Origin of the sequence: Shewanella sp. Scap07 (genome assembly GCF_013394145.1) — a bacterium.
In the GTDB taxonomy this organism is placed as follows: Bacteria; Pseudomonadota; Gammaproteobacteria; order Enterobacterales; family Shewanellaceae; genus Shewanella; species Shewanella waksmanii.
Genome location: NZ_CP041329.1, coordinates 1,178,282 through 1,197,401, shown reverse-complemented (window position 1 = coordinate 1,197,401; position 19,120 = coordinate 1,178,282). Strand labels below are relative to the sequence as shown.

At 47.3% G+C, this 19,120-nt stretch carries 12 protein-coding genes; 10 read left to right on the top strand and 2 right to left on the bottom strand.

Translation table 11 applies throughout. From position 1 onward, the window contains the following. The first annotated feature begins 67 nt into the window (after positions 1-67). The 7 genes from gltB (at position 68) to FLM48_RS05275 (ending at position 9,857) form a co-directional block, all read left to right on the top strand. On the top strand, positions 68-4,516 hold the full coding sequence (gltB, locus tag FLM48_RS05305; protein ID WP_179023947.1) for a glutamate synthase large subunit: 4,449 nt from the start codon (positions 68-70) through the stop codon (positions 4,514-4,516). A 6-nt stretch (positions 4,517-4,522) separates the two neighbouring features. Further along, the gene (locus FLM48_RS05300; protein ID WP_028773092.1) at positions 4,523-5,932 is read left to right on the top strand and encodes an FAD-dependent oxidoreductase; all 1,410 of its coding nucleotides are present in this window, start codon (positions 4,523-4,525) and stop codon (positions 5,930-5,932) included. Between the two features lie 655 nt (positions 5,933-6,587). Beyond that, complete coding sequence (gene mtnN, locus FLM48_RS05295; protein WP_028774058.1) at positions 6,588-7,286, top strand: 5'-methylthioadenosine/S-adenosylhomocysteine nucleosidase; 699 nt, start codon at positions 6,588-6,590, stop codon at positions 7,284-7,286. Between the two features lie 8 nt (positions 7,287-7,294). Next, the gene (locus tag FLM48_RS05290) at positions 7,295-8,275 is read left to right on the top strand and encodes a cobalamin biosynthesis protein (protein WP_179023946.1); all 981 of its coding nucleotides are present in this window, start codon (positions 7,295-7,297) and stop codon (positions 8,273-8,275) included. A 35-nt stretch (positions 8,276-8,310) separates the two neighbouring features. Next, entirely contained in the window at positions 8,311-8,739 is a 429-nt protein-coding gene (locus tag FLM48_RS05285; protein WP_051484647.1) for a DUF2721 domain-containing protein, read from the top strand. Then, the gene (locus tag FLM48_RS05280) at positions 8,736-9,362 is read left to right on the top strand and encodes a trimeric intracellular cation channel family protein (RefSeq protein ID WP_028774055.1); all 627 of its coding nucleotides are present in this window, start codon (positions 8,736-8,738) and stop codon (positions 9,360-9,362) included. Before FLM48_RS05285 ends, FLM48_RS05280 begins: the two co-directional genes overlap by 4 nt. A gap of 3 nt (positions 9,363-9,365) precedes the next feature. Next, positions 9,366-9,857 (top strand): nuclear transport factor 2 family protein, encoded by a 492-nt coding sequence (locus FLM48_RS05275; RefSeq protein ID WP_179023945.1) that lies wholly within the window; start codon positions 9,366-9,368, stop codon positions 9,855-9,857. A 67-nt stretch (positions 9,858-9,924) separates the two neighbouring features. On the opposite strand, the gene tyrS is transcribed toward FLM48_RS05275, so the two are convergent. Then, a complete protein-coding gene (gene tyrS, locus FLM48_RS05270) occupies positions 9,925-11,121 on the bottom strand; it encodes a tyrosine--tRNA ligase (protein ID WP_028774053.1) in 1,197 nt (398 codons plus the stop codon). A 126-nt stretch (positions 11,122-11,247) separates the two neighbouring features. Here tyrS and FLM48_RS05265 point away from each other — a divergent pair, with 126 nt between their 5' ends. Together FLM48_RS05265 and FLM48_RS05260 are read left to right on the top strand one after the other, a co-directional pair. Further along, positions 11,248-12,684 carry a peptidoglycan DD-metalloendopeptidase family protein gene (locus tag FLM48_RS05265; protein ID WP_179023944.1) on the top strand — a complete coding sequence of 479 codons (1,437 nt, stop codon included), beginning with the start codon at positions 11,248-11,250 and terminating at the stop codon, positions 12,682-12,684. Between the two features lie 12 nt (positions 12,685-12,696). Continuing rightward, positions 12,697-13,806: an anhydro-N-acetylmuramic acid kinase gene (locus tag FLM48_RS05260; RefSeq protein ID WP_179023943.1), complete on the top strand. Its 1,110-nt coding sequence runs from the start codon at positions 12,697-12,699 to the stop codon at positions 13,804-13,806. Between the two features lie 22 nt (positions 13,807-13,828). Here FLM48_RS05260 and FLM48_RS05255 read toward each other — a convergent pair whose 3' ends face one another. After that, entirely contained in the window at positions 13,829-15,970 is a 2,142-nt protein-coding gene (locus FLM48_RS05255; protein WP_179023942.1) for a winged helix-turn-helix domain-containing protein, read from the bottom strand. A gap of 378 nt (positions 15,971-16,348) precedes the next feature. Here FLM48_RS05255 and FLM48_RS05250 point away from each other — a divergent pair, with 378 nt between their 5' ends. Further along, positions 16,349-19,096: a TonB-dependent siderophore receptor gene (locus FLM48_RS05250; RefSeq protein WP_256871060.1), complete on the top strand. Its 2,748-nt coding sequence runs from the start codon at positions 16,349-16,351 to the stop codon at positions 19,094-19,096. Positions 19,097-19,120 lie beyond the last annotated feature (24 nt).

Here is a 19,120-nt window from a genome sequence, read left to right as displayed (position 1 = left end):
TATCTATAAGAACTAAATTATTAAATTTCCCCGAGTTGTATTTGGAATGTTTTAGGGAGGTTTGTGTATGAGCTTGTATCACCCCAGTTTCGAGAGAGACAACTGTGGCTTTGGCTTGATAGCCCAAATGGACGGTGAACCTAGTCACCGTATTGTTAGAACGGCTATTCATGGTTTAGATCGCATGAAACATCGCGGCGGTATTGCTGCCGATGGTCGCACAGGTGATGGCTGCGGTTTGCTTATGCAACTTCCAATTAAGTTCTTTGAGGCCATTGCCGAAGAGAATGATTGGCATTTAAGTCGCAAATTTGCTGTCGGTATGCTGTTTCTAAGTCAAGATGATGAACTTGCAGAACAAGCACAACAACTACTAGAACGAGAACTAGAAAAAGAAACATTAAGTGTTGCCGGATGGCGCAAGGTACCCGTCGATGCTGACGTACTGGGTCCGATTGGTAAAGCAAGCCTACCGCAGATTTATCAAGTATTGATTAACGCCCCTATTGGTTGGCGAGAAAAAGATTTAGAGCGACGCCTCTATATGGCCAGACGTCGCCTTGAGCAGCAGCTCACCCATGATAAAGATTTTTACGTTGCCAGCTTGTCTGGTCAGGTTATTGTGTATAAGGGCCTAATGATGCCCGCAGACCTGCCAGCCTTTTACGCTGACTTAGCGGATATCCGCCTACAAAGCTCAATTTGTTTATTCCATCAACGTTTCTCAACGAATACCTCGCCTAAGTGGCCATTAGCACAACCTTTCCGTTACTTAGCCCACAACGGCGAAATTAATACCATTACCGGTAATAGACAATGGGCCCGCGCCCGTGCGTATAAGTTTAATGCGCCGCTACTTGCCGATTTACAACAAGCAGCGCCGTTTGTTAACGAAACCGGTTCTGACTCCTCATCGCTAGATAACATGCTAGAAATGCTGTTAGCCGGTGGTATGGATTTGTACCGTGCTATGCGCCTGTTGATTCCACCTGCGTGGCAGAGTAATCCAGAAATGGATGAAGAGCTGAAAGCCTTTTATGATTTCAACTCGATGCACATGGAACCTTGGGATGGACCAGCTGGTATTGTGATGACCAACGGCCGCCATGTTGCGTGTGCGGTTGACCGTAATGGTCTGCGTCCATCACGCTATGTGATCACCAAAGATCGTATCCTGACATTGGCTTCAGAAATTGGTATCTGGGACTACGCGCCAGACGAAGTAGTCGAAAAAGGTCGCGTTGGACCTGGTGAATTATTAGTACTCGATACACTAAACGGCCAACTATATTCGTCATTTGAAATTGATAACGACCTTAAGCGCCGCCACCCGTATAAAGAGTGGATGAAGAAAAATAGTCGCCAACTCACCGCAGCTGAAGATATGCCGGCAGAGGCGCAAGGTGTCAGTGATTTTTCTAAAGAAACCTTACTGCAGTACCAAAAACAATTTGGTTATTCCCGTGAAGAGCTAGAGCAAGTGCTGTGGGTACTGGCGCAAAAAGGCGAAGAAGCCACAGGCTCCATGGGTGATGATACCCCTATGGCGGTGCTGTCGAAGAAGTCTCGTACCATTTATGACTACTTCCGCCAGAAGTTTGCCCAAGTCACTAACCCACCAATTGATCCATTACGTGAAAAGCACGTAATGTCATTAGCGACCTGTGTGGGCCGTGAGCAGAACCTCTTTAATGAAACGACAGGCCATGCCTATCGCGTCATGTTTAACTCACCTATTTTGTTATTTAGCGATTTCAATCAGCTACTGGCACTGGATTCAACTTATTATCGCGCCAACACACTAGATCTTAATTATGATCTATCAGAGGGCTTAGAAGCCGCTATCGTCCGTCTATGTGATGAAGCTGAGCGTTTAGCCCGTACTGGCACCACGCTATTGATATTATCTGACCGCGCCACCTGTAAAAACAAGCAAGTGGTACCGGCAGCTATGGCAGTTGGCGCCGTACAGCGCACCTTAGTCGATAAGAGCTTGCGCTGCGATACCAACATCATTGTTGAAACCGCTTCGGCCCGCGATCCGCACCACTTTGCCGTACTATTAGGATTTGGCGCAACCGCCATCTACCCTTATTTGGCTTACGAAAGCATCTCGGGCATGGCGAAAAGCCAAGGCATAGAGCAAACCCAAAAACTGATGCTTAACTTCCGCCAAGGTATCGATAAAGGTCTGCGCAAAATCATGTCTAAAATGGGCATCAGTACCGTCGGCTCCTACCGTTGTAGCCAACAGTTTGAAGCTATTGGTTTGGCAGACGAAGTGGTCGACTTGTGCTTTAAAGGGGTCATTAGCCGTATAGCAGGCGCAAACTTTGATTTGCTAGAGCAAGATCAGCAAGTGCTGCATAAGCATGCTTTCCGCGCCCACCAGCCATTGTCGCAAGGCGGCCTGTTAAAATATGTTGAAGGCGGTGAATACCATTGCTTCAACCCAGATGTCGTCAACACCCTACAGCAAAGCCTCGCAAGCAAAGATTATCCAAGCTACAAGCGCTTTACTCAATTGGTTGATGACCGCCCTGTGGCTACGCTACGTGACTTAATTAAGGTCAATGCCGAGCAAGATGCCATTGACATCAACGATGTCGAATCTGCGCAATCGCTCTATCCACGCTTCGATAGTGCGGCAATGAGTATCGGTGCCCTCAGCCCAGAAGCTCATGAAGCGCTGGCAGTGGCCATGAACCGCCTCGGCGGTCGCTCAAACTCAGGTGAAGGCGGAGAAGATCCTAAGCGTTTTAACTCTGAGCGTAACTCAGCAATTAAACAGATCGCCTCAGGCCGATTTGGTGTCACTGCACACTACCTTGTTAATGCCGAAGTATTGCAAATTAAAGTGGCGCAAGGCGCGAAACCCGGTGAAGGTGGTCAACTGCCTGGCCATAAAGTCAGTGTCGAGATTGCAGCGCTGCGTAACGCTCGCCCAGGTGTCACCCTGATTTCACCGCCGCCGCATCATGATATCTACTCGATTGAAGATTTAGCCCAGCTGATCTTCGATTTAAAACAAATTAACCCGAAAGCCTTAGTGTCAGTCAAACTGGTTTCCGAGCCAGGTGTCGGCACTATCGCCACCGGCGTAGCCAAAGCTTACGCTGATATGATCACCGTCTCTGGTTATGATGGCGGTACCGGTGCTAGCCCAATTACCTCAGTGAAATATGCTGGTAGTCCATGGGAGCTTGGTTTAGCCGAAGTGCACCAATCGCTGGTTGCCAATGGCCTACGCCATAAAATTCGCTTGCAGGTCGACGGTGGGCTAAAAACCGGTACCGACGTGATAAAAGCAGCACTACTTGGCGCAGAAAGCTTTGGTTTTGGTACAGTGCCAATGATTGCACTTGGCTGTAAGTATCTGCGTATTTGTCACCTCAACAACTGTGCCACTGGCGTAGCGACACAAAACAAGACCTTACGTGACAATCACTATCACGGTTTGCCTGAGCGCGTGATGACCTATTTCGAGTTTGTCGCCCAAGAGATCCGTGAATGGATGGCCACGTTAGGTGTGTCTAAATTTGAAGATTTAGTCGGCCGTAGCGAATGGCTATCTGCCATCGAAGGTGAAACTGATAAGCAACGTCAACTGGATTTATCAGCCATTTTGTACAAGCCAACAGTACCTGCCGGCTCGTCGCATATATGGCAAGAGATCAATCCGCCATCAGATAAAGGTGAGCTAAACCAAAAGGTTGTTGCTGCGGCTAAATCTGCGATTGATGCCGGTGAAGGCTATCAAGGCCGCTTCGAAATTAATAATACCGACCGTTCAGTAGGTGCCAGCCTATCTGGCTACATTGCCACCCATGTTGGTCGCGATGGCGCTAAACAACCTATTGAAGTCAACTTTAGCGGCAGCGCCGGACAAAGTTTCGGGGTTTGGAATAGCCCTGGAGTTGAGCTTAACCTGCGCGGTGACGCCAACGACTATGTCGGTAAAGGCATGGCCGGCGGTAAGATCACTATCTTCCCTCCACTTGGCAGTACTTTCCAAAGTGAACGCTCAGCGATTGTGGGTAACACCTGCCTTTATGGTGCCTCAGGCGGTAAGTTCTTTGCTGCAGGTCAAGCTGGCGAGCGTTTTGGGGTACGTAACTCTGGCGCTATCGCGGTAGTGGAAGGACTAGGTGATAACGGTTGTGAATACATGACCGGTGGTATCGTGGTGGTGCTAGGCAAAACTGGGGTGAACTTCGGTGCCGGGATGACTGGCGGCTTTGCCTATGTATTTGACCGCTTTGGCCGCTTTGGTCGTCGCGTTAATACTGAACTCGTTGATACCCAAAAAGTGTCATCGCCTGTTCACCAGCAGCACTTACGCGGCTTAATTGAAGAGCACGCCCGTGAAACGGGCAGCGAACATGCCAAGATGTTACTGCAAGATTTTGAAAACTGGCTCGATTGTTTTGTACTAGTTAAGCCAAAAAGTGTCGAAGTATCTGACTTATTGAAGTTAGAACGTTCAGAACCAGAACTGACTGTGGTAGCGGGGTAACTTCAGATGAGTAATGATTTCCAGTTTATTGAAGTGGGACGTAAAGACCCAACGAAACACCCAGTGCAGCAACGTGCTACTCAGTTCATTGAAATTTATCAACCGTTTGCACAGCCACAAGTTAAAGAGCAAGCCGATCGCTGCCTGGACTGTGGTAACCCGTATTGTGAATGGAAGTGCCCACTGCACAACTACATTCCTAACTGGCTAAACTTGGCTAAACAAGGACGTATCCTTGAAGCGGCTGATCTCGTACATGAGACCAATACACTGCCAGAGATTTGTGGTCGCGTATGCCCACAAGATCGCCTGTGTGAAGGTGCTTGTACCCTTAATGATGAATTTGGTGCCGTGACCATTGGTAATGTTGAAAAATACATTACCGATACCGCCATCGCCCAAGGTTGGCGCCCAGATATGAGCAAGGTCACCGCCCGTACCGAGCGCGTTGCGATTATTGGTGCTGGCCCTGCAGGTCTTGGCTGTGCGGATATTTTGGCAAGAAACGGCATTAAAGCGGTCGTTTATGACAAGCACCCGCAAATTGGTGGCTTGCTTACCTATGGTATTCCATCATTTAAGCTCGATAAGGCCGTTATGGCGACCCGTCGCAGCGTGATGGAAGGTATGGGTATCGAATTTAAGCTAGGGGTCACTATCGGCGAAGATATCGACTTCCAAACCTTAGTCGATGAATACGACGCCGTCTTTTTGGGAATGGGAACCTATACGCCAATGCAGGCTCGCCTAGAAGGTGAAGATGCTCAAGGCGTTCACCAAGCCCTGCCTTATCTCATTGGCAACACCCACCATGTAATGGGCACCCAAAGTGATGATGCGCCTTATCTAAACTTAGCCGGTAAGCAAGTTGTGGTGCTAGGTGGCGGTGATACCGCCATGGACTGTGTGCGCACCGCGGTACGCCAAGGTGCAAGCAAAGTAACTTGTGTCTATCGTCGCGATGAAGAAAACATGCCGGGTTCGCGCCGTGAAGTACAAAACGCTAAAGAGGAAGGGGTTGAATTCCTATTCAATCGCCAGCCTACATCGATTAAGACCGAAGATGGTGTAGTGACCGCCATTGAGTGCATTGAGACTGCACTGGGTGAGCCCGATGATAGCGGCCGTCGTCGTCCACAACCGATTGCCGGTAGTGAACAGCTGATAGCCACTGATGCGTTGGTAATTGCTTTTGGTTTCCAACCTAGTCCCGCCAAATGGTTAGGCGACTTTGGTATTGAGCTTAACGAATGGGGATTAGTCACTGCCCCTAAAGTAGCCGATAACCCATTCCAAACCACTAACGCCAAAGTCTTTGCCGGTGGTGACATGGTACGCGGCTCTGACTTAGTAGTCACCGCGATCGCCGAAGGTCGTGATGCAGCAATGGGCATTTTGAACTATTTATCTGAATAATAAAGTTTGCTTGTGAGTTTGCGCTTCACGCTGGATAAGCTGAAGCGCTTTTTTTTACCCTTTCAAAAGCACAGCAGCCCAGCCCAAAGCCAGCCTTAACCGGTGCATTGAGCCATTAATATGGCCTCTGAGTTACACAAATCTCTGCACACTAGACTATTATGCCAATCAGTATAAACATTTAGTCACTCAGCGAGAATTTAGCGGTTCTGAGGTAAGGTCCTTAAATGCTCCTCGGTAACTGCTCCTGCGTTACCCTACCTCCTATATCCCTATAGTCGTGCATTAATGACATTCACCACATCCATGTGGTTTGCAACGAGTGAAGAGCATAGTTATTCTACGGTTAAGCTCGTTAACACAGCATCAGAATCGCTAAAACTCGCCATTCTGGCGCGTTTTAGGCTGCCTATTTCTGCGTTGAATAATTTCACAAGGGAACAACCATTGTTTCAATCATTCGCCTTGAATTAGTTTGCCCAAAGCGCGCTGAGTAGATCAAATTCTTATACTGATTGGTATTAGAGATAATCTCACACTGTTGCCGTTCATTGTTGCGACAGTGGATCTCGCCAGTTGCTGCGTTTATTGCTATATTAGCGCCCATTCGTCATAGGGTTATTCACACGACAGCCCACAGTCAAAAGGTCAGTAAATGAAAATTGGTATTATTGGTGCAATGGAGCCTGAAGTTGCTCACCTAATCGAGTCAATGGAAGCGCCGCAATCCGTCACTATCGCCGGCATTGAGCTGGTCTCGGGGACATTAGAAGGCAAGCAAGTGATTGTCACTCGCTCAGGTATCGGTAAAGTCACTGCCAGCGTTGCCACCACCTTACTCATTGAAAAGTTTGCCCCAGACTATGTGATTAACACGGGCTCTGCCGGTGGATTTGTCGATAGCCTTAACATTGGTGACATCGTTATTTCTTCTGAAGTGCGTCATCACGATGTTGATGTCACAGCTTTTGGCTATGAAATTGGCCAAATGGCGCAACAGCCTGCTGCATTTATTCCTGATGCTAAGCTCAAAGCAGCAGCCAACAAAGCCGTTGCAGATCTTGGTGAAGTGAAGGCTATTGAAGGCCTAATTTGTACGGGCGATAGCTTTATATGCGACCCTAAACGTACCGAGCAGATGCTAGCCAACTTCCCGACAATGGCGGCTTGCGAAATGGAAGGTGCGGCAATTGCGCAGGTTTGCCATCAGTTTAACGTGCCTTTTGTGGTGATTCGCTCATTGTCTGATAACGCCAATAACGACTCTCCAGTGGATTTCGACAGTTACATTGTTAAAGCGGGCCATCACTCAGCGCTAATGGTAATGTCACTGCTTCGTCAACTGGACGCGTAATTGACCTGATGATCCCAGACTTTGCCCAACAAGTGTTAAATGACAGCAGTTTTTATCAAGATGCCTTGATACTGCTGGTTGCTATTGTGCTCGCTAAAGCGGCCCCGCTGCCACGAGAAGCACAAGCCTTAGTCTGGTTTAGTCACTTAGCTAAGCAATTAGCCCAAAAAGTTAATCATCCTCAGCGCTCTGCTCAGCAACAATCCATTGCAGGCTTTATGGCGCTGCTGCTGATTATCTTGCCCTTCTGGCTGATCATCAGCTTCTTGTTGGAATTAGCAGCTTTCCCTTGGTTTTTTGAGATTGTCATCTTATATCTCTGTCTATGCGATGAGCACTTTAACCGAGTTGCAGAAGAGGTTCAGCACGCACTTGAAGATGATGATAAAGCCCGAGCGAGAAAAATTTTAGCGCCGTGGTCTTACCGCGACACCACAGAGCTGTCATCCATTGGTTTGGCCAAAGCCACAATCGAGAAAATGATGTCCACACCTATCTATGGTTCGGTGGCAACCATTTTGTTTTTCTCCGTTGGCGGCGCAGCGCTGGTGCTAGGTGCACGCATGGTTAAACAAGTGGAGTATTGTTGGCCGAAAGTTAACCCTCAGTATCAGCACTTTGGCAAAGCCAGCTACTTCTTAAGCTCAGTGCTGTATTTTATACCAACAGCGCTGTGGAACTTTACCCTAGCAATTCAGGGTGGCCCCAAAGCTATCCGTCTACTTTATCAGCTAAAACCTAGCCGTCACCCCATCAATAATCACCTCAAAACCTGTCAGCTGTTTGCGCAAATTCTCAATTTAGAGCTTGCAGGGCCGATGAAATTCAATGGCAATAAGGTGACACTTGAACGGGTAGGCAGCGGCAGATTGCCCACCCCAGAAGATATCAATAGGGCAATTAAGCTAACCCGCTTTACCACCTTAATCTGGATTAGTACCTTAGTGACCTTCCCTGCAATATGGGCGCTACTGCGGTATTTCACCTAAGCTGGTGACTAGACATAGTGACACTGCTTGGTATCATGCCAGCTACCACCACAGATTTTATTGAGATAGCTAACTTGTTTGACAATCTACACGTATCGCTAACGACACCAGCTCTGCTGTTTCCAGCGATTTCACTATTGCTGTTAGCCTACACCAACCGTTTTTTCTCATTGGCGGCACTCATTCGCAATTTGAGTACCGAGGGCAAACCGGTACACAGTGCTCAGTTAGCCAATCTAAAGAAACGCATAGTCATTATTCGCCGTATGCAAGAAGCCGGGGTTTCAAGTTTTGCCTTGTGCGTCCTGTGTATGATTTTTATCTATATTGGCTTTAACCAAACTGGCTCGATTATTTTTGGCTGTAGTTTGTTGCTGTTATTGTATTCACTGTTGTTGTCAGTGATTGAAATTCGTATCTCTGTGGTCGCACTCAATCATCACTTAGAAGAGCTAGATCAATGAGCCATTGGATCTATTTCTTTGACTTATGCGGCACCGCCGTTTTTGCTTTGTCAGGCGCACTAGCGGCTGGCCGTCACCGCATGGACCCATTTGGCGTAATCGTACTGGCTTCAGTCACGGCGGTGGGCGGCGGCAGTATTCGCGATGCCCTGCTCGGCACCACTCCCGTTTTCTGGATAAAAGATCCCAATTACATCATCGTCATTCTGACCACCGTGCTGCTAACGTTAATCTTTGTGCGTAAGCCCAAACGGGTGCCGCAATACACTTTGCCGGTTGCCGATGCACTCGGATTAGCACTGTTTACTGTTATCGGTGCAGAAAAAGCACTGGGTTTAGGCTTAACAGGCATGGTTGCGGTGATTATGGGCTTGATAACTGGTGTCGGAGGAGGCATTATTCGAGACTTACTTTGTCGCCAAGTGCCAATGATTTTACGAACCGAAATCTACGCCACAGCTTCGATTATGGGCGGGATCTGTTATACCTTGTCTATCTATTGGGGCGCAGCAGATAAAGTGGCGCTGTTGTTAGCGCTAAGTACCGCATTAACCATAAGGTTAGCGGCCATAAAATGGCATTTATCCTTGCCCGCTTTTGACTTAAAAAAGAAAGTTTCATGATTTATGATTGCTAAATATCTACGCCTAATATTGACCTTATTTGCTGCTTGTAGCTGCGTGCCAGCGCTGGCTAACTCAGGCGAAATGCCAAAAGAGCAGCAAATGGCCGTGCGTTATATTAAAGCATTAACCGATCATGATTATCGATTGCTGAGCACCTTTTATAATCGCGAGAGTGTATTTAGCGACCGCACAGCCAGTAAGACCTATACCGGTAAGCGCAATATTCTGCAGTTCTTTGAGCGCGCCCATCGCGGTGTCATGGAATACGATTTCAATATTGAACACATGTACAACTCAGGCTCGTTAGTGGTCATGATAGGCAACTACCATTACCGTGGTCCCGGTGCACAATTTGGCAAACCTGGAAAAATCATCGAATTGGCCATCCCAGGGGTCACAACGGTTAAACTTGATATGAGCAATCATAGAGTCACTGAGCATGAAGATCTTATGGACTATCAAACCATGGCCGATCAGTTATCCACGCAGTAAGCGCATTTAGCCAATTTTGAACACAAAAAACCCGCTTATCGCGGGTTTTTGTTTATGCAGTGTATCGCTACACTAAGGTAATCTTAGCAAACTTACGTTTGCCTACTTGGAATACCCCGGTGGTGCCAGCAGACAGTTGTAACTTAGTGTCTTCAATTTTAGCACCATCAATCTTAGCCGCGCCTTGCTTAATCATACGCATGGCATCTGAAGTTGAGTTCACCAGCCCAGCCTGTTTAAGCAAGTTGGCAATTGCGATACCTTCGCCAGCAGCAATCTCTAGCTCTTCAATATCATCCGGAATCGCCCCTTTTTGGAAACGATTGATAAACTCTTGATGCGCTGCTTCTGCCGCTGCATCATCGTGGAAACGCGCAATGATCTCTTTCGCTAGTGCAATTTTGATATCACGTGGGTTAGCACCGGCTTCTACATCAGCTTTAAACTGCTCGATTTCAGTCAGTGGACGGAATGAAAGCAGCTCAAAGTAACGCCACATCAGTTCATCTGAAATTGACATGATTTTACCGAACATTTCACCAGCAGGCTCACTCACGCCAATGTAGTTATGTGCCGATTTAGACATCTTCTTCACGCCGTCTAAACCTTCAAGCAAAGGCATCATAATCACGGTTTGTGGCTTTTGCCCTTCAGCCTTTTGCAGCTCACGGCCCATCAGTAAGTTAAACTTCTGATCGGTACCACCTAGCTCAACATCAGCTTTAAGTGCCACTGAGTCATAGCCTTGCAATAATGGGTACATAAATTCGTGGATCGCAATCGCCTGACCCGAGCCATAACGCTTTTTAAAGTCATCACGCTCCATCATACGTGCAACGGTCTGTTGCGAAGCAAGACGAATCATGCCTGCGGCCCCAAGCGGCTCTAGCCAGCTTGAGTTGAACTCGATGCGCGTTTTAGCTGGATCAAGAATTTTATAAACCTGCTCTTTATAGGTTTCCGCGTTAGCAAGTACTTGCTCTTTTGTCAGAGGTGGGCGAGTACTGTTTTTACCACTTGGATCACCAACCATACCGGTAAAGTCACCAATCAAGAAGATCACTTCATGACCTAACTCTTGGAAAGTTCTTAACTTATTAAGAATTACAGTGTGGCCAAGGTGAATATCGGGTGCGGTTGGATCTGCCCCGAGTTTAATCCGCAGTGGGCGGCCTTCTTTTAACTTTTCTAGCAGATCTGACTCAAGTAAAATTTCATCGGTTCCGCGTTTTATTTCTGCAAGTGCTTGGTCTAAATCAGCCATCTTGGCAACTACCCCTAAGAGCCTAGTGTAAAATTAAGGACAGTAATGTTACTTGTTAGCCAGCACAATTGAAAGGGTGTACACTAAGGGGATCAGCACGATTATGCAAAATTGGTATCGAGGTCAATGGGAAAGCTCATAACGTTATTAAAATTATTGCCTAGAATGCATCAAGTTCTACTGAGTGTATTGGTGGTAGTCACGTTAACTATACTGTTATTACCCGCAGACACTGCCCAGGCATCAAAAAACACCAATACCAGCTTATCTGGTCGCATTGAAGGCTTTAACGATGCAGCGCCCAGTGATGATGCTACTCAGCCGCAAGCGCGACGTCAGCAGGTACCTTTAGCTTTTCGCAAGCCCACGCCTCCATCACAAAATCAATCAGACGCGCCGCAAACTGCGTCGGCACCAACTCAGCCTAATGACTCATCAACAGAACCTGATACCGCAACGAGTCCAGCAGTCACCACCGCGTTACTGATTGATAAACGTTTTGAAGTGAAACGCGGTGATACCTTGGCAGCTTTATTTAAACGCGCCGGCTTAACCCCGCGAGATGTGCATGAAATCACTTTGCTGCCTAAGGCGAAAAAGAACTTACTGCGCATCATGCCCGGCGAAGAGATAGTGATCAGTAAAACTGACACCGGCGAGTTGGCCAAAGTAACCTATCATTTAGATGCAATTTCAACCTTAGTTATTGAACACAATGCTGATGGCTATCAAGAGTCGGTCATCGTCAAAGAGGTTGAAGTAAGAAAAGATTTCGCCAGTGCCACCATAAGCAGTAACTTTTGGAATGCAGGTGTCGGAGCTGGTTTAACCCCGAATCAAATTATGCAACTGGCCACCATATTCGGTTGGGATATCGATTTTGCACTCGACCTGCGTGAAGGCGATCAATTCTCTATCTTATTTGAGCAAGAATATGCCGATGGTGAGTTTCTGCAAAACGGCAATATCTTAGCTGCTGAGTTTACCAACCAAGGCGATCGCTATACTGCAGTACGCTACAGTGATGGTAACTATTATTCAGAAGAAGGCCGCAGTATGCGCAAAGCCTTTTTGCGCTCTCCTGTAGACTTTAAATATGTCAGCTCCAGCTTTAACCCTCGCCGCCTTCACCCAGTAACCGGCCAAGTTAGGGCCCACCGTGGTGTCGATTATGTCGCGGCGGTAGGCACTCCCATTAAAGCCGCAGGTAAAGGCCGCGTCATTAAGTCAGCCTATAACAAGTACAATGGTAATTACGTGTTTATTAAACATAATGACACCTATACCACCAAGTATTTGCACTTGAAAAAGCGTAACGTTAAACAGGGAGCCACCGTAAAACAGGGCCAGATCATCGGTACATTAGGTGCCACGGGTCGAGTCACCGGTGCACACTTGCATTACGAATTTATTGTCAATGGCGTACACCGCAATCCAAGAACGGTCAAACTTCCTAAGTCTATGCCGATTGCTGCAGATCAAAAACAGCAGTTTTTAGCCCTAAGCGAACAACTTATGGCTCAACTTGAGCAGAACAAACAGCTCAGACTCGCAGCACAATAGGATTGAAATCCAATGAGTAAATCATATTATATCGGCCTAATGTCAGGCACCAGCATGGATGGTGTAGATGCCGTGCTCGTTGAATTTGAACAGCAACAACCGCGACTCATCGCCAGCCACAGTGAGCCCATGCCACGCTCGCTGCTTAAAGGCTTAACCCGCTTATGCTTGCCCGGTAATGACGAAATAAACTTGCAGGGCAATTTAGATCGCGCCGTGGGGCAACTGTTTGCCCAAGCGGTAAATAATTTGTTAGCCAATAACGCCATACCCGCTGAGCAAATCACCGCCATCGGCAGCCACGGACAAACCATCCGTCATATGCCTAACTTAGATATGGGCTTTACCCTGCAGATTGGTGACCCCAATACCATTGCCGCGCTAACCGGCATCAATGTTATCGCCGATTTTCGCCGTAAAGATATCGCCTTAGGTGGCCAAGGTGCACCGCTGGTACCAGCATTCCACCAGCAATTATTTGCTCAGCCCGGCAGCGCTAGAATCATTGTCAATATTGGCGGCATTTCAAATATCACCTTCCTGCCTGGTGGTGCCGACGAGGTAGTGGGTTTTGATACGGGGCCGGGAAATACACTGATTGATGCTTGGATAAACCATGTGCACAACAAGCCCTATGATGAGCACGGCGCATGGGCGGCCACTGGCACCACCAACGAGCAATTACTTAATCATCTGCTGTCCCATTCATACTTTGCGTTAGCCGCGCCGAAAAGTACCGGCCGAGAGCTGTTTAATCAAGCGTGGTTAGAACAGCAGGTGGCCAACTTTGGCTACTTAAGCGAAGCCGATATTCAATCAACCTTACTCGATTTGACCTGCCATAGTATTGCCAATGACTGCAAGAAGCTGTCAGATAATGCTGAATTATTTATCTGTGGCGGCGGCGCGTTCAACGATGAACTTATGCTGCGTTTAGCTAACTTGCTGCCTAATCATAAGATATTGACCACCAAAGATATTGGCATTGCCCCACAGTGGGTTGAGGGCATTGCTTTTGCGTGGCTAGCTATGCGTCATCACCATGGACTAAGTGGTAACCTCCCTGCGGTAACCGGCGCGAGCCGCGAAGCCATTTTAGGTGGCTTATTTCCCGCACAGTAAATCGATTTCGACGCAACAGCGCTTATTGCAGTAAGCTGTGTTGCAAGCGAATCACATCGCGTTTGTAATTCTCAGACTCTGTTAGCAACAAGCTTTCATTATCGGCCACATAACTAATGGCTCCGTGGCGCGGAAGGCTGGAGGGTGGAAGCTTTAAAATAGGCGTAACCAGTTGCGTACTGAAACGCCAAAATGCAATGAGCTGATGGCTGCTGCCATTTTGACGAAAGTACACGCCTTTGTCGGTCACATCCCAATTGTATCGCTCAAAAAATTGCTCTGCAGCAATCACCTCTTCAATGATTAAAGGCTTATTAATATCCATCGACCACAGACCCAATTTATCCGCCCGTGAAAACAGTAAGATATTGGCGTTAACCATCTTGCCCAACCGCATATCGACACCACTGATGACTTCAGGAAGGCGATTATCCAGATAAAAGCGAGTAATGCCGTCGTAGGTATTTGCCACTATAAAACTGTCATCCCAGCCCCAGCTAGGGCGTTGATGGTCGAGATAAGCGGTGGCCAATACGGTAATATTCCCTGATGCCACATCTAACACATGGATTTTATTGCCTTCACTCTTATCATCAGGGGCAAGAAACGCCACTTTCTTGCCATCGTGGGACCAGCTCGGATAAGCGACTCGACGTTTTAAAGCAGTATGTTGCTTACGTTCATTCCCGTCGATGTTCGCTGACCAAATTTCATTAAAGCCCGTTTCATTGGAAACATAGATAATTCTTTTTGATATGGTTGAATAATCGGGATTACGATAGCTGTATTCTACTCTCAGCAAGGGAAATGGCGTTGTGGGTACATGTTGGGCTAAATCTAAGCGGCTAAGTCGATGGTCGCGCATATAATTGGCATAAACAATATCGTGGCTAAGGGGCACAAACCTGGGATAACTCAGTCCCTCCACATGCAATGGTTCAACCTTTTTGCTGGCCACAGTCACAATAAATCCGTTGCGCACGCCGGAATTTTCACTACTAAACACTAAACGCTTGCCGTCTGGGTGCCAACTTAAGCCCCGCATATCCTCAAACCCGCGGGTCAACCTATGTTCAATACCGCTAGCCCATTCGCGCATAAACAGATCCTCGGAGATGTTGCCAAATCGACGAGCGATAGCTAACCAGCGTCCATCTGGGCTAAAGGCTAAATCGCGATCACGGTAGCTACATTCAGTATCGCAAGAGATGCGCACAGCCTGCGGCGTTTGCTCCGATAAGTCGAGCTGGTATAACCCGGAGGCAGGTACTTGCTCATCAGCAGAAACAAACACTAAATAGCGGCCATCTGGAGACACATCAAGCCCAGCGCTGTAGGTATCACACGCGGCGAGAGTGTTGGTCTGATTGCTATCAAGTTCTAACCGAGAAATGAAACACTGCTTATTGGCACGCAGCTCAGAGGCAAAATATAAAGCACTGCCATCGGGGCTCCACACTGCGCGAATCTCTTTACTGTTACTCGACGTCAATTGCTTGGGGGTATCACTCGGGGTATGCAAGTCCTTAAGATATAGACTGGCATAACCATCAACGCCACGCGCACCATAGACTAACCAGCGCCCATCTGGCGAGACCACCGGATACAGCTCCGAGCCTGCATCAGATGTCAGCCGCGTCTGCAATTTAGGGGTGTAGCGCACGCTATCTAAATACAGGTGCGTCAGTACAAAGCCAATGATAACAACCAATAATGCACCAAATATGCCTATGATTCGACGATTAAGCTGACTAAGGTGGGCGATTCTATTATCGGCTTTTTCTAGCAAGTCAGGTTCATCAACTAAGTCCGCGGCATCGAACTCTGGTGCAATCAGTAATCGGTAACCGGTTTTGCGCACGGTATCAATCGCCGCTTCATCACCCGCGACCCCTTTCAATTGCTGACGCAGATGCCAAATAGCATTGGTTAAGGCTTTCGATCCCACATAATGATTACCTTCCCAAATATCTTCTATTAGCTCCTCTCTGGTCACCACTTTTGGATGGTGACGTGCAAGGTAACTGAGCACTTCGATAAATTTAGGCTGTAAAGAGACGCTCTGCAAAGCTTGATTTGTGCCGGTAGCAAAATAGAGACTGTTATCAGCAGGAGACACTCTGCAGCCATTTAGCACAAAGCTTGCATGCTTAGAAATCTTCATAAATTGCCCCTTAACACCCTCAAGACCAGCCAGGTCCATCACTACAATTAAGACAGATAATACGTTTTTAACCTAAGCTTCACAAGCATCAAGAAGAGATCTAAAAGATATTTAAGTTGCTGATAAAAATAATAATAGATATTTAATAGATAAATAAACTACTAATAAACGACCCCACCTTGATTGCCTCACGATAACAAAATAGTTACATGTTTAAGCCAGCAACAACGTGGCAATATTCATTGGCGTTAATTCAGGCGTTAGCCCCTAAGTGTCTGCCACTAGAACCTATGACCCAAGCGTTAATCCAGGCGTTAAAGGGACACAAATAGGTCACTAACTACAAAAACTAAGGACTGTATCGAGATGAGATCAACAATGAAATTATCAGCACTCTCCGTAGCCATCACGCTTGCTTCGCTAGGCACTACTCACGTTCAAGCTGCAGAGCAAACCGGCGCGGATGAAAAAATCGAAAAAATTGCTGTCACCGGCTCACGCATTAAACGGGCAGACTTTGAAGGCGTTGCCCCAGTTACTGTCATTACGGCTGATGACATAGCCAGTAGCGGCCTAAGCTCGATCTCCGAAGTCTTACAATCATCGGTAGCTAACACCGGCGGCTCGCTCAATGGCGAAAGCGATGGTTTTACCGATAGCGCTAGCTCAGTCAACTTACGTGGCATGGGAGCGAACCGCACTTTAGTCCTCATCAACGGCCGTCGCCAAGCTGCATTTCCTTCTGCAGCAGGTGGTACATCAAATTTTGTTGATGTATCAGATATTCCTAGCGCCGCAGTTGAAAGAATTGAAATCCTTACCGGCGGCGCGTCGGCAATTTATGGTTCAGACGCCGTTGGTGGTGTCGTCAACATTATTCTTAAACAGCAATATGACGGCGCGAAAGTAGAAGCTAAGTACTCAGATACCACCCAAGGCGGCGGTGAGCAGCTGGATCTATCCTATCTACAAGGGTTCAATACAGAAAACAGCCAAACTTTGGTTATGCTTGAATACCGTAAAGTTGAAGAGATTAAAACCTCAGACCGCGACGGCCTTTATAGTCCCCGTTATTATGAAAATGACGACGGCGAACTCACCTGGGGAGCAGGCCCATTTGGCGATGCTGCGCCGTCAAGCTGGTCATCAAGAATCACCGATTACAGTAAAATCTATCATGATGACAAATATGTCAACCTTGATCAGCAACAGTGTAGCGACCTGTTTGGCGACAAAGGCATTTACCGACCTGATTATAAGTACGGTTGTTACTACGACAAGTATGCAGATCGCGGCCTTCAGTCAGCTTATGATCGCTTAAACTTAGTCGTTAACACCACCTACGATTTAAACGATGATTGGCAACTGTATGCCATGCTTAACGCCTCATACAAAGAAAGTACCAAATACAAAGATGAAAAAGGCTTTGGCACCTACCTCTATGAAGACGAAGTCAGCGGGGCCTACAGCTATGATAGATACGAATTTGATGACTATAACCGCTACTATCTCGCCCGCCGCATGGAAGAGTTTCCAGGGCCACGAACCTATGACACCCAAAATACCAAAGCCTCGTTAGCGTTTGGCGCCAACGGTACCTTAGGTGACTACGAGCTAGATATCTCATGGTCTAGCGGCTATGCCCTTTATGAAAAACAGAATCACCACATGGTCAATGGTGCCAAGATGTTAGATATCGTCACCATGGACCCCAGCCAAGGTGGCACTGAGAAATGGTACCCCAATCAAGCAATGACAGCCGAGCAAGCTGATTATCTTATGGGCGATTCAACCAAAGAGTCAGACTCGACTATGCATCAACTGCAAGCCGTTTTCTCTGGTGATTTAATGGAAGTTTCAGCTGGGACAATTGGATTTGCGACCACAGCTGAGTGGGCCCGTGAAAGCTATGAAGATACCTTAGATCAAATCACGATGGACGGCGGCTACATAGGTATGGGCGGCACAGGCGGTGAAGGCGACCGTGACCGTGTGGCCATTGCTGGTGAGATCCAGTGGCCATTGCTTGCTAATATGCCAGGCGTACGTTCACTGGAGTTATCAGCCGCATTGCGATATGACCATTACCTAGATGACTCTGATGTTGGCGGCGCGACTACTCCGCAAGTAGGTTTGAGTTACCGTCCAATTGATGAAGTCATGGTGCGCGCAAATTGGGGACGCAGTTTCCGCGCTCCAGACATGCATCGTTTATATGCTGGTCAAACTCGTGGATATAGCAGTATCGACGTACCACACCCAAGTGATCCAAATGACATTTATGAAGATGATTACGTTTCATATAACTCAGGTAACCTAAACCTTGAAGAAGAAAAAGGTGAGTTTTGGAATGTTGGCTTAGTGGCGAATGTAACTGACAATGCTGATTTGACCATCGACTGGTGGAACATTGAATTAGAAGGCGCAGTGAAAACCATCTCTAGCTACGATGTGATTAACGATCCTAAATATAACAAAACGGGTCAATACAACGACTGCACTGAGATGACAGAAGTTGGCTACCTCAATGAGTTTGACGATGACGGCATTGAAAATATCGCCTGTATGCGTAAAGGCCCGATCAACAGCGCCTATGAAGCCTCAGAAGGTATCGATGCTAGTTTCAACTATAACTTCCCAGAAACCGCAGCGGGCGAGTTCAAACTGAAACTTGCCGCCTCTTACCTGATTAAGAAAGAGTATTTAGAGCAGGCTGACGGAGAAGTTGAAGAACAAACTGAAACTGACTACTTCCCTAAATGGAAGGGTAATGCCAGCTTCAATTGGAGTTATGAAGATTTTCGCGCCACTATCGCCTATTACTACACAGGCGAAGCAAAGGGAACGGACACATTTACTCTTATAGATAATAATGGTGAAGAGTATAAAGAAGATGACTACACCGATACACTTAGTGCCTATCAAACCATTAACCTGACGCTCAGTTACTCAGCCCCATGGAAAGGTAAGTTCACCGCCGGCGTGAGAAACCTAACCGATGAAATGCCGCCACTGTATGACGTACGCAACGACAAGCATAACGACTGGCCTTTCTATGAAGATGACAACAGCGGCTATTCTGCAAAGGGTCGTAGTTACTTTGTCGGCTACTCACAGAAGTTCTAACTGCTAGCGCAGCCCTTCCCTTGG